Here is a 13,057-nt window from a genome sequence, read left to right on the forward strand (position 1 = left end):
ATCAATTTTTCTTATAATAGATCCATCCAAAACATACTTGATTCCACTTGAATCATCAATAAGAATCTTATTCGGCTCTCCAAAAGATGACTCTGATAAAGTACCATTTATTCGGGTGCCGTCAGACACAACAGATAGGGTAGTTACATTCCCATTTGGAGATACCTTTCTTATGGTTTTTGAACCAAGTTCTCCTAAATACAAGTCCCCATTGTTATCAATACTTAATCTGGTTAGAAATGAAAATGAAGCTTCTTGCCCTATACCGTCAACAGTACTGTTATCTCCTGATCCTGCCAAGGTAGAGACTACATAACCACCTTGGGTTGAGATAGTCATCCAATCGGGTTTTCCTTCTATACTGAGACTTACTCTGTCTCCATCAGGATCACTTACCTCGACTAGGTATTCGTAGTAATTATTTTGATCAACTACCGTAACTGGTACAGATTCAAATATGGGTATGTTGTTAATCTCATTAAGATTAATCGCTGCAGTGGCACTAGTTTCTTCCCCACAGGAATCAATTAGTTTTATTTGGATATCTGCACTCCCATTGGCTCCTTCTGCTCGATGAACAACTATATTTGGCTGCTCGGCTCTCAAGTTGAGCACAACATCATCAGTATTCAATATAGACTCATTAGATGATGTAACTTCAAAAACAAGGTCTGATATAGACTCATCGCTAAATGAAATTGGTATAGTGATTTCATTACCATCTTGAGTGATGGACTGCTGATCAACGGTTAGTTCAGCTTTTTGGTTTGAGTATGATGCAACGAAGAAGTCATAAGTATTATTCAAATTTTGAATTTCAGTTGAAACGTTTTCATCGAAATCAAGATCCAAGATAGTACCATTCCCAGTGTACCCTCCAATATAGAAAAATGAATCGCATCCTAATCCTGGATAAAGTATCTGGCTAGAAATTTGAGCGTTTGTTCCAAGAATGTCATATAAATTATGAGATTGGTATTTACCTTCCTTTGAAATTTTCAAATAACCCGTATGATATTCAGAGCCACCAGAGGCATATTTCGGATATATTTCAACCTCGCTATCTTGGTCAATGAATTTCAACGATTTAACGTCATTTCCGGTAAATGGGAAATAAATACCTTCAGAATCACTCCACACCAAATCACTGAAGATAAGAGAGCCCTCAAACACGGTTTGGAATTTATATCCCCCCTCACTTGTCAAGAAAACCTGTCTGGTTGAATTTTGAAATTGATGAGGTAGGATTATTTCGTCTATACCATTTCCAATTAAACTAGTAGGAAATCCATTATATGAATAGATAAAAGAATTCAGTACTACATCACCATTATCAAGGAATGCAATTCCAGTTGTATAAGGAGAAGTGTTATACCCTTGAATCCCTCTAAACCATTCAAAATTGAGATTTTCATCTAACTTGATAACTGAACTTACCATCGCAGGATTATCAGTCACAATACTTTCATCTAAATCACTTCCTTGTCCGTTTTGAATTACTCCTGAAAGGTAAACTTGCTCATTATCAAATACTTTGATTCCTGACATCATAAATTGCCTTCTAGGATCTCCAGATGAGCCAGTATTTCTCGATTTACCACTGAACGATTTACTCTTTACGGGGTTCCAGCTAAGGTCGTAAACGGTTATATGATGAGTAAAAAGGTACTCATCTCCACCTCCATTTCCTTCAACTGCTGAATCTATTAGAGCATAAAGAACATAAAGATTACCATCATAAAAATCCATTGAAAAGAATCTATGATAAAAATCTTTATTGACATTAAACAGTTTATAATTGAGCAGCGATCCAGTATTACTAAATTTAAGAATCAAACCATATTTTCTTTCATCTAGGTTTTGGGCAATTGGTATACTAACATCCCCCACACTAATTGTAGTAGAACGGGCTACATATCCACCTACATATAGATTTCCATTATCATCTACTGTCAAGCCTTGTGTGCTGAAATAACCATTGTTCTCTGTTTGCTCAATACCAATATTAACTTGAAAGACCATCTCTCCCGAAGCATCAAGCCTAACTATATTAGCTCCATTGTTATTAACTTCATCAAAAGCTAAGTTAATTGAAGTGCTAGGCGACACTAGTGTTGTTGGGTATGCTGCTCCTGTCAAGAAGTAAACTCCTCCAGCTCCATCAGAAATAGATAAGTTGATTCCCGAATAAGAATCATCGGGAGTTTTTAATTCTGTTACCCAGTCTAAATTTTGAGCACAAATGTTTTGAGTAGACAGCAAGAAAACAATTAGAAGCACAGAATGCTTCATTGAGTGAAATAGATTAGCCATATAACCGATTGACAGGAGTGTATAATTTTGGTAAAATCGAATAAAGATAATTTTTATTCAATTAATAGCTTTAGAATATCTAAATAAATAATAAAAAAAATCACAAAGAAACAGGACAGCAACTCTTCAACTGCTTGAAGAGGTTAAACCTATTCATTTGATCAAGAAAAGTTATTCTAAATTTAGTTAGATTACACCTTTGAGTTGAAACTCGGTACTCTAACCAATCCGAATCACCAACTTCCCAAAAGTCCCTCCTTCTTTCATGGCATCGAAAGCAGAAATAATTTCTGAAAACGGGCGGACTGAATCTAAAATAGGCTTGATTTTATGTTTATTGATAAAGGCAATCATCTGCTCAAATTCTTGGTCGTTGCCCATGGTGGAACCTTGCAAGGTGATTTGATTCCAGAACATGCGGAACATGTCCAGTTTTTGTGGAGTGCCGTTGGTAGCGCCATAAAAAACAATTCTGCCAGAAGGCTTCATCATTTTAATAAAGTCGTTGATCTGATCTCCGCCCGCGCTATCAATCACCACATCGAAACCACCTGAAGCTTGAAGTGCCTCCTTCTGCCAATCTTCGGTTTTATAATTGAATCCAGATTTGGCACCTAATCGAATACAGGTTTCAAGCTTATCTGCACTTCCAGAAGTAACATATACATTGGCTTGAGCCGCCAAAGCGCATAACATGGTAAATTGCGCTACACCCCCACCAGCACCAGAAATCAATACATTTTGACCAGCGGCCACCTGACCTTGGGTAAACACAGCCCTAAAAGCGGTAAGTCCCCCCAAAGGAATAGAAGCCGCTTCTTCCCAACTTAAATGCGCTGGTTTTTGATGAATCTTTGAAGCCTCTACTTCCACATATTCAGCGAAAGTGCCATTAGTCGGCATTCCTAATATGTGGTATGCCTTCGACTGTACTTTTGGGTTTTCTCCCCAATCAATATTTGGGTTGATGATAACTTCATTCCCTATTAAATCAGATGAAACACCAGCCCCAACTTCTTCTACAATTCCAGCGCCATCAGAACCTAAAATCGTGTTCATCTGAATATTTGGGTATTTCCCTTCCCTTATCCATTGATCACGCCTGTTTAAAGCAGCTGCCTTTAGCTTAATCAAAACCTTTCCTTCGGCAGGGCTAGGTTTTTCCACTTCTAACAATTGAATTTTGTTTTCTGGATGATCTACTAATACAAGTGCTTTCATGAGTTTTTAGGCTTATGTTTTCTATTATAGGAACCTATGAGAACGCCTTAAAAAGGAGCGTCTTCTCCACTTGGAGGCAAAGCAGGACTGTCATTGCCATTAGCTTTACTTTGGAAGGTCATAGCTCCGCCACCGCCAGATTCAAAACTAGCCGCACCAGAACCTGGTAATGAACTTCCGTAACCTCCACCAAAACCAGTCACGTCCAAGTCGGTAAACTTGGTGTACTTACCAATAAATTTGAGTTGTACGTTTTCTAAAGAACCGTTTCTGTGCTTAGAAATAATCACTTCACCCACACCTTGGGTTGGCATTCCGTTTTCGTCTTGCGTAATACCGTAGTATTCTGGTCGGTAAAGGAACATTACCATATCGGCATCCTGCTCAATAGAACCCGATTCCCTCAAATCTGAAAGTTGAGGACGCTTATCACCACCACGGGTTTCTACTGCCCTACTCAACTGTGAAAGTGCAATTACAGGCACATTCAATTCTTTGGCTATATTTTTTAGAGCTCGCGAAATAGAAGCAATTTCTTGTTCACGGTTACCTCCTCCGCCTCCGCTTTTAGATGAATCGCCAGACATCAGCTGGAGGTAATCAATTACCACCAGTTGAATGTCGTGCTGTTGTTTTAACCTCCTACACTTCGCCCTTAATTCAAGAATGGAAAGCGCAGGGGTGTCATCTATAAAAATGGGGGCTTTTGTTAGATTCGCTGTTTTATGAACGAGCTGTGCCCATTCGTGCTCGGCCAAATTACCTTTCTTAATCTTCTCACCTTCGAGTTCGGCTTCGCCAGAAATCAAACGATTGACCAACTGCACCGATGACATTTCAAGAGAGAAAATAGCCACTGCGTGTCCATGGTCTACCGCTGCATTTCTCAGGGCAGAAACCACAAAAGCAGTTTTACCCATCGCGGGCCTTGCTGCAATAATTACTAAATCAGATTTCTGCCAGCCAGAGGTTACCCTATCTAAACTCGTGAAACCAGAAGGAATTCCTGTGAGGCCATCTTTATGATTTCTACGGGCATGAATTTCTTCAAGAGCAGTCGTCATAATGTCCTTCATTTTCTGATATTCTTTACGAATATTGGTTTCAGAAACTTCGAACAGCGACTGCTCCATTTTATCGAGCAGCTTAAAAACATCAGTAGTATCTTCAAAAGCTTCGCGCTGAATTTCAGAAGAAATACGAATCAACTCTCGCTTAATAGATTGTTCAACTACAATTCTTGAATGGTATTCAATATTGGCCGCAGAACTTACACGGTTGGTAAGCTGGGTAATGTAATACGGCCCACCAATCATTTCTATTTTACCTTCTTTCCTTAACTGGCTGGTTACGGTAAGAATATCGATGGGTTCAGAAGCCTGAAAAAGGTCATAAATGGCCTGATAGATTACCTTGTGGGCTTCTTTATAAAAAGATTCTGGCCTAAGAATATCAATTACGTTGGTCAAAGCATCCTTTTCCAACATCAAGGCACCCAAAATGGCCTCTTCAAGGTCGGTAGCTTGGGGTGGTAACTTTCCCAATTGGCTCAGTTCGTCACCTAGATTGTTTCTAGATTTGTAACCCAAACGCAGTGCTGCAGACTTTCCTTTTTCCATTCTTCAAACCTAGAGCAAATTCCTGTGTTCGACAAAGAATACAACAGGTACTTACCCACATTTTTTACACCTTGTTATACACCTTAGGTTCTAGATAATTTTACTTTATTTGTCGAGCGTCCTTTTTGTCTTAATTTTGAACATTCAACCCTTTTGATCTCATGACTAAAAACTCCCAACGTATCCATTTCATTGCCATTGGCGGAAGCATCATGCACAGCCTAGCCATCTGTTTGGCCAAAGCCGGGCATCATGTAAGTGGATCTGACGATCATTTTCATGAGCCTTCTAAATCGAAACTGAAAGAGTCTGGCTTATTACCCGAAAATGAAGGTTGGGATGCCAGCAAAATTAACAGCGATTTGGATTTTGTGATTTTAGGAATGCACGCCAAGGCAAACAACCCAGAGTTACTAAAAGCGCAAGAACTCGGCCTTAAAGTGCTCTCTTTTCCTGAATACATTTACGAAGCTTCTAAGAACAAAAAACGTTTGGTGATTGCAGGAAGTCACGGCAAAACCAGCATGACCGCCATGGTGATGCACGTTTTACAAGATGTTGGACGTGACTTCGACTATATGGTAGGCGCCAGAATCAACGGGTTTGATGAACAGGTAAAGCTATCGGACGCTCCTATTATAGTTATTGAAGGCGATGAATACTTGACTTCGCCTTTAGACCCAAGACCTAAATTCTTTCATTATAAGCATGATATTGTTACCGTTTCGGGGATTGCCTGGGACCACTACAATGTTTTTCCAACAATAGAAAATTACATAAGCCAATTTGAATTACTGGCCGACTCTTCTGCAAAAGGCAGTACATTAATTTACTGTCAAGAAGACGATTTAGCCACGAAGGTTATTGGCGGAAAAGAAAGACCAGGCGTAACAACGATTCCTTACAAAGCGCACGACCATGTGGTGAAAGATGGTGTTACCTATTTAAAATTGCCTAATGACGAAATTAAAATCGAAATTTTCGGCTACCACAATATGCAAAACCTTAGTGGAGCACAAGCTTTACTTAAACAAATAGATGTAACTGACGAGCAGTTTTATAAAGCCATCGCATCCTTTAGCGGTGCGGGTAAAAGGATGGAAATTCTAGGAAAAAATGAAGCTTCTACAATTTATACCGACTTTGCCCATGCTCCTTCCAAACTTTTGGCTACAACCTCTGCCGTTAAACATCAGTTTCCTAACCGTTTCTTGGTGGCATGTTTAGAGCTGCACACCTTTAGCAGCTTAAACAAAGACTTTATTGAACAATATAAAAACACGTTTAACGACCCTGATGAAGCGATTATCTTCATTAATCCAGAAGCGGTAAAGCAAAAAGGACTCGAAATATTAACTGAAGAAGATCTTAGAACGGCTTTCAACAGAAAAGATATTATTTTATTCAACGACAGTGCTAAATTGAATGAGCACTTAATGCAGCACAACTGGACCAACAAAAACCTGATTCTTATGAGTTCTGGTAATTTTGGAGGCCTTAACTTACAAGCACTTAAGCAACATATTCTTTAAAAGCACCTGCATAAACAGGAAATCATGGAATTAAACCTAAAAAACCCATTGGCGTTTTTCGATCTGGAAACGACAGGTATCAACATTGCCCAAGACAGAATCGTAGAATTGGCCATACTCAAAGTAATGCCCAATGGCGAGGTGGTAAAAATGCATCATTTGATCAACCCTACCATTCCAATTCCTGAAGAGTCGGCCATGATTCACGGAATTCGCGATGAAGATGTGAATGACAAACCCACTTTTAAAACCTTGGCCAAAAGCATTGCTAAATTTTTAGAAGGAGCCGATTTAGCGGGTTTTAATCATGTGCGATTTGATATTCCGCTTTTGGTGGAAGAATTTTTAAGGGCTGGGGTAGATTTTGAAGTAGGCAACAGAAAACTTGTTGATGCCCAAAAAATCTTCTTTATGATGGAAAAAAGGACGCTTTCGGCCGCTTATCAGTTCTATTGTAATAAAGAATTAGAAGGTGCACATGGCGCTATGGCCGATACAGAAGCTACTTACGAAGTGCTCAAAGCTCAACTCGATAAGTATAATGGTCAGCCTGTGGAAGACATTGGCGGCAATGTTATCGCAAAAATTGAAAACGACATGGCTTCATTACATCAGCTGGTAGGCTCCAATATGGTTGATTTAGGTGGACGTTTTGTGTTCAACGACCAAGGCGTAGAGGTCTTCAACTTTGGCAAACACAAGGGCAAGCCTGTAACCGAAGTGCTCGAAAAAGAGCGAGGCTATTACGACTGGATGATGCAAGGAGATTTTCCTCTCGATACCAAACGTAAACTGACTCAAATTAAGCTCAAGGGCTTTAAAATGGGGTGACATTAGATTTTAGTATTTAGTAGATAGTACCTAGATAGAAATCGGTACCCTTTTTGGTTTTGTATACAAAAGTTAATCAATGCTTTCTACCATCCTCTCCCTCCTATTGTTCATCACTTTAATTGTACTTGGCTTCATCCATTTCAATTGGGTGTTGGGTGGAAAGTGGGGTTTTGAGGCAGCCTTACCGACCAACGAAACAGGTAAAAGAGTACTGAACCCTAAAAAATCAGATAGCCTGATTGTAGGTTTAGGATTATCTGCTTTTGGGACTTTTTATTTGTTTCAAGCAGTATTTACAGCGATAGAAATGCCTAATTGGCTTACCGCTTATGGAGGCTGGATTATCCCTTCGATCTTTTTGCTCAGAGCAATAGGCGATTTTAAATACCTAGGTTTCTTTAAAAGAATCAAGTCTACTGCTTTTGCCAAAATGGATACTAAGCTGTTTTCTCCTCTGTGTTTGTTTATGGCTTTTGCGGGCTTTGCTATTCAGTTATTAGCGGAATAACATTCACTATTCGAAAGCCCTCCAAAAGTTGTTAAAAAATATATCCCCATTAGTAAATAACTTTATCAGAAGTCTGTTTGAAAACTTTTGGAGGGTTGACACCATGAGAAACTCATGCTTATCACATAAAAAAACGGACTCACTTTAAGGCGAGTCCGTTTTAACTTTAGGTTTAAAATTGCTTAAGCAATTTCTACCAATTCTATATCAAAGATCAAGTCTTTTCCAGCCAAATCATGGTTGGCATCAATAACGACTACATCTTCTTTTACTTCTTTCACTTTTACTGGCACTTGTTGGCCATTAGGTTGCGACATTGCAAGTTGCTGCCCAACTTCAGGTTTTAAATCTTCAGGTAAGTTGGCTTTTGGCACATCGAAATATAAATCAGGATTAACTTCACCATAAGCCTCTGCTGCAGGAATTTCAGCAGTTACTTTTTGTCCTTTTTCCATCCCATCTACGGCAGCGTCAAATCCTTTGATCATTTGACCCGCACCCACTTGAAAACCTAATGGCTCTCTTCCTTCAGATGAATCGAATACGGTTCCATCTTTCAATCTTCCAGTGTAATGCACTTTGACGTTATCGCCTTGCTTTGCTTTTGACATAATTCTTTCTTTTAAATTTTTCCTTGATTTTCAAGAAGTTGCAAAGTTATAAAACCTTAGCGCAATGCCCAAGGATAACGGTAAAAGCTGCCAACCTCTTGGTTTTTAAGGGGTATTAAGGTAGAACTGTCTCTGCTGGATATTGTTATAACCGTTTAAAATAATGATAAACACCCAATAGAAGCCTTAGCAAATAAGAACCAAGAAAGGTTTAAAGGTTCGCGGTACTTATTTACCTTTGCAGCATGTTTGAAAATGCGAGTTTTGTAATAAGCAATACGGATCACAATTTGTGCCCAAAACCAGATAAGCCTGAGTTTGCATTTATTGGCCGTTCAAATGTGGGCAAATCGTCCCTCATTAATATGCTTACACAAAAGAAGAACTTGGCAAAAACTTCTGGCCGACCTGGCAAAACACAGCTGATCAATCATTTTATTGTGGACGATCAGTGGTACTTGGTCGATTTACCTGGTTATGGATATGCCAAAACCAGTAAATCTAACCGAGTGGCTTGGAGTATTATGATTGAGAAATACCTGTTGGAAAGAGAAAACCTACAAATGGTATTTGTACTGATTGATAGCCGATTGGAGCCTCAAAAAATAGACATCGAGTTTGTAACATGGTTGGGCGAATCAGGAATCCCATTGGGTCTTATTTTTACCAAAGCCGATAAACAGTCGATGAACAAAACCCAGCAAAGTATAGCTCGCTTTAGAAAGGTTATGAAGCAAACTTGGGAAGAATTGCCGGTGATGTTCGTAAGTTCGTCTGAAACAGGTTTGGGTCGTGAAGAAATTGCCGAGTATATTCACGCAGTACTCACAACATAATTTTTATTTAATCAAAGCCAATGGGAAATTTACCCAGAGGCACTTAATGTATAAAACGTAAATATGAAGTTTGAAGAAATTGCCGCAGTAACTGGAAAAGGTGGTTTGTTTAGAATTGCAAAGCCAGGAAGAACGGGGATAATTCTGGAGTCGCTAGACGCTCAGAAAAAGAAGGTAGTAGTAGGAGCCGATGCTCAAGTGTCCATTCTAAGTGAGATTTCTATTTACACTCATACCGAAGAAGGCGCTACTCCTTTGGTCGATGTAATGAGGAAAATCCACGCTGAATTTGATGGTGATACGGGCTTAAGCAAAACCTCTGACCCCGATGAATTGAAGGCTTTTTTACAACACATTTTGCCCGATTACGATGAAAGCAGGGTGTATGTATCTGACATCAAGAAACTGGTAACTTGGTATAATCTTTTGGCCAAAGATCACCCAGAGGTTTTTGAAATAGAGCCAGAAACTGAAAAAGAAGAAGAAAAAGAAGAAAACTAAAAAGTAAATGCCGGCTCAACACCGGCATTTATTATTTCAAAACATTGCCTTTTAATGATCATGATCATCTCCAGCAAGACTCCCCGTTAAAGCTATTTTACTAGGCATACCAGGTAAAGTAATGTCGCTCACAAGTTCTAGATTACTCTTTTTAAACATGCTAATTTTATTGTTTGCAGCATCTGTTATGTAAATAAAATCTTCACTAGCAACAAAAGCTGGAGCACCTGTTTCTGGTAAAGTGATATTCAGTTTTTTCGATGCCTTCACATCAAAATCATGCCCATCAAGTACTTTTACTGTTCCGTCAATATACAATACAATCAAATCATGACCTTCCCAATCAAAGTTTACGCCTAATAAATTAGCGCTCTCTTCAATCACACTCATTGTATTGGTATTAACATCGATTTTATACAATCCATATTTGGATTTAAAACCTATAAACTGATCACTCTCTACTCCATATTGAATTGAGCCTATCCAGTTAGAACCAAAAGAAGAAAGGTTTGGAATAAGCACCTGACTTCCATCTTGACTCACCTTTAATATTCCATCGGTTGAACCAAACAGAACTAAACTTCCGTTACCAGCCTCACCGTGAATACCGCCAGTTTGAATTGTAGAAGCATGTAGCAATCCACCATTCATATCAACAATTTTCACTCGCTCAGGTAAAGTACCCGCAGCACTTCCATCCTTCTCGGTAACTGCTATTGTACCATTACTAAATAAGGCTGGTGCACCATGATGAGCAACACCAACATTGAAAACCCTAGCACTTGCCTCTGTATGTAGTGTGCTTTCTTTAAAATGTGAGATAGTCCCTTCTCCATCATTGAAAACCAACATGTTATCGCCACGGCCATAGTAATGTACTGGTCTAACCGCTGTTGCTTTACTTAAAGCCCATTTAGGAGTACCTTTTATATGTGCGTGGTCATCATGCCCCTCAATACCACTATCAAAAAAAGTAGCCAGATTATCTGCTGTATTAATAACAGAAACGAACCTTCCGCTCGGGCTACTATATAAACTACCATTCGCAAATTGACCTGAGTGGGTTTCAACTGTGGATTTACTAGGGTTTACAAAATAGTAATCAGGATTATCCTTATCTGACACCATTAACCTAACAAATTGTCCCTCCTTTGATTGTTCTGGAAGGTTTTCATCATCGCTTTCACAAGCACTAAGTGCGAAAGCAAGTAAAACAGAATACAAAAATACTTTTTTCATCATTTGTTTAAATTGACATAAATGCAACAATGATGCAAAAGTAATAAGTCGTTTATCAAATGCAACCATGTTGCATCTATCTTTTATAAGTGGTTAAAAATTAATTTGACATTGATTTGAGTTCTAAATCAAATGCCTTTTACTTTAGATCATATTTAAACTTTATGGCTCTAATTAATCAAGAAGATATACAAACTGGCCTTGCCCTCATCAGCAAGGACTTTCAAGTAGACTCGAAAAATTGGAAGTTAGAGCAAGGTGAAGAAATGACTGAAGATAAAGCTTTTAATTTTCTACTAAAGCTCGTAGAACACCTGATGGCGCACGACTTCAACCGCCTCCTTAATAGCCTTTATCGAATTGATGTTTCGGAAGAGAAACTAAAACTGGCCTTGGCCGAATCTAACCACCCCGCTCAAACCGTTGCTCAAATGATTTGGGATAGAGAATTACAAAAAGTAGAAACAAGGAAAAAGTACTCGGGGAGGTAGTTATCAGGTATTAGGTATTAGGTATTAGGTATTAGAAAATAAAAATTCGAGATTAGACAGCCAAAATTAATATTAACCTTTTCCACTCATTGAGCCTGCCGTAGCCCGTTTTCTGTTCTTCTTTTCCTAAAGTACGAAGGATCTAAGACAATACCAGCAATGATCTTTTAAGCACAAATTCCAAAGTTAAGTCATGCTGTAAGCATCCTTTTCAGCAACACAAATCATTGATTTGAAGTCTAAAACCCAAACCCGTTTTCCTTTCCTGAGGAACGAATAATCTAAAAAACAGATACTGATTAGTCAAACAAGAAGATAACAACTACCCCTCAGAAGCTTCCGCCACCATATTCTTACTACCTACAAAAAACGGTACTCTTTGATGCAATGATGTCGGTTGGATTTCCATAATGCGCTGTTTGCCATCAGTAGCTAAACCTCCAGCTTGTTCTGCAATCATGGCCAAACAGTTACACTCATACATTAAACGTAATTTACCATTTGGGGCTTTAGCAGTAGAAGGATAAATATAAATTCCACCTTTCAATAAATTTCTGTGAAAGTCGGCCACTAAAGATCCTATGTAGCGAGCAGAGTACCCTCTGTCTTTACACTTATCAATATAATCAGTTACCGACTGCGGAAAACTTTTAGAACCACCTTCATTCACCGAATAAATCGTTCCATCTTTTGGCATTTTCATGTCTTGATGCGACAATAAATATTCACCCAAAGAAGGCTCATATGTAAAACCGTTTACTCCCTTGCCTGTGGTATACACAAACATGGTAGATGAACCGTACAGAATGTATCCTGCTGCAACCTGAGCCGTACCTGGCTGCAAAACATCTTCCATCGTTACGGGGCTTCCTACTGGCGAAACTCTTCTGTAAATGGAAAAAATAGTACCCACAGAAACGTTTACATCAATGTTTGAAGAACCATCCAGCGGATCCATGGCAATAATATACTTTGCGTTTGGGGTCTTCAGGTCAATAATATCTTCATTTTCTTCTGAAATAATGGCCGCTACTTCCCCACCCTTTTGCAAAGCACGGGTAAAACGAATATTTGCCGCCACATCTAAATTTTGTTGTGCTTCGCCTTGAACATTCTCTGCACCATAAGCCCCAGTGATATCGGCCAAACCAGCACGATTAATTTCTCTGTTCACCACCTTACCTGCATAAGCCAAATCTCTAATCAATTGAGATAACTCTCCTGAAGCAAACGGAAATGCTTCTTGGTTTTTCATGATGAACCGATCCAAATTTGAACCTATTGGAAGTGCGATACGTGAATTTTCAGCTTTAGACATGTGCAACTATAATTTTAATCTCAGAAAACGTTGA

The 13,057-nt window shown here is 38.9% G+C and carries 11 protein-coding genes and 1 pseudogene; 6 read left to right on the plus strand and 6 right to left on the minus strand.

Translation table 11 applies throughout. The annotated features are described in order from the left end of the window. The 3 genes and pseudogenes from OB69_RS16225 to dnaB form a co-directional block, all read right to left on the minus strand. Positions 1–2,313: pseudogene (locus OB69_RS16225) on the minus strand (hypothetical protein); the annotation flags it as partial. Positions 2,314–2,532: 219 nt separating this feature from the next. Next, the gene (locus tag OB69_RS16230) at positions 2,533–3,534 is read right to left on the minus strand and encodes a zinc-binding dehydrogenase (RefSeq protein WP_053224810.1); all 1,002 of its coding nucleotides are present in this window, start codon (positions 3,532–3,534) and stop codon (positions 2,533–2,535) included. A gap of 47 nt (positions 3,535–3,581) precedes the next feature. Next, positions 3,582–5,153, minus strand: coding sequence for a replicative DNA helicase (dnaB, locus tag OB69_RS16235; RefSeq protein ID WP_053224811.1), 1,572 nt, complete (start codon positions 5,151–5,153; stop codon positions 3,582–3,584). A gap of 161 nt (positions 5,154–5,314) precedes the next feature. Between dnaB and OB69_RS16240 the strand changes: the two genes are divergently transcribed. The 3 genes from OB69_RS16240 (at position 5,315) to OB69_RS16250 (ending at position 8,027) form a co-directional block, all read left to right on the plus strand. Further along, positions 5,315–6,685 (plus strand): UDP-N-acetylmuramate--L-alanine ligase, encoded by a 1,371-nt coding sequence (locus tag OB69_RS16240; RefSeq protein ID WP_053224812.1) that lies wholly within the window; start codon positions 5,315–5,317, stop codon positions 6,683–6,685. A gap of 24 nt (positions 6,686–6,709) precedes the next feature. Continuing rightward, on the plus strand, positions 6,710–7,516 hold the full coding sequence (locus OB69_RS16245) for a 3'-5' exonuclease (protein WP_053224813.1): 807 nt from the start codon (positions 6,710–6,712) through the stop codon (positions 7,514–7,516). A 79-nt stretch (positions 7,517–7,595) separates the two neighbouring features. Then, a complete protein-coding gene (locus tag OB69_RS16250) occupies positions 7,596–8,027 on the plus strand; it encodes a DUF3995 domain-containing protein (protein WP_053224814.1) in 432 nt (143 codons plus the stop codon). Between the two features lie 182 nt (positions 8,028–8,209). Here the strand turns inward: OB69_RS16250 and OB69_RS16255 are convergent, their stop codons facing one another. Further along, positions 8,210–8,638 carry an FKBP-type peptidyl-prolyl cis-trans isomerase gene (locus tag OB69_RS16255; protein ID WP_053224815.1) on the minus strand — a complete coding sequence of 143 codons (429 nt, stop codon included), beginning with the start codon at positions 8,636–8,638 and terminating at the stop codon, positions 8,210–8,212. Between the two features lie 245 nt (positions 8,639–8,883). On the opposite strand from OB69_RS16255, the gene yihA reads away from it, so the two are divergent. After that, entirely contained in the window at positions 8,884–9,474 is a 591-nt protein-coding gene (yihA, locus tag OB69_RS16260) for a ribosome biogenesis GTP-binding protein YihA/YsxC (protein ID WP_053224816.1), read from the plus strand. A 63-nt stretch (positions 9,475–9,537) separates the two neighbouring features. Beyond that, complete coding sequence (locus tag OB69_RS16265) at positions 9,538–9,975, plus strand: DUF5606 family protein (RefSeq protein WP_053224817.1); 438 nt, start codon at positions 9,538–9,540, stop codon at positions 9,973–9,975. A 51-nt stretch (positions 9,976–10,026) separates the two neighbouring features. Here OB69_RS16265 and OB69_RS16270 read toward each other — a convergent pair whose 3' ends face one another. Then, complete coding sequence (locus OB69_RS16270; RefSeq protein WP_053224818.1) at positions 10,027–11,217, minus strand: hypothetical protein; 1,191 nt, start codon at positions 11,215–11,217, stop codon at positions 10,027–10,029. A gap of 161 nt (positions 11,218–11,378) precedes the next feature. Here OB69_RS16270 and OB69_RS16275 point away from each other — a divergent pair, with 161 nt between their 5' ends. Further along, on the plus strand, positions 11,379–11,705 hold the full coding sequence (locus tag OB69_RS16275) for a hypothetical protein (protein WP_053224819.1): 327 nt from the start codon (positions 11,379–11,381) through the stop codon (positions 11,703–11,705). Between the two features lie 322 nt (positions 11,706–12,027). Here the strand turns inward: OB69_RS16275 and fbp are convergent, their stop codons facing one another. Then, positions 12,028–13,023, minus strand: a complete 996-nt coding sequence (gene fbp / locus OB69_RS16280) for a class 1 fructose-bisphosphatase (protein ID WP_053224820.1) — start codon at positions 13,021–13,023, stop codon at positions 12,028–12,030. Positions 13,024–13,057: the final 34 nt, after the last annotated feature.

The sequence above is a fragment of the Roseivirga seohaensis subsp. aquiponti genome (assembly GCF_001267955.1).
Lineage (GTDB): Bacteria > Bacteroidota > Bacteroidia > Cytophagales > Cyclobacteriaceae > Roseivirga > Roseivirga seohaensis.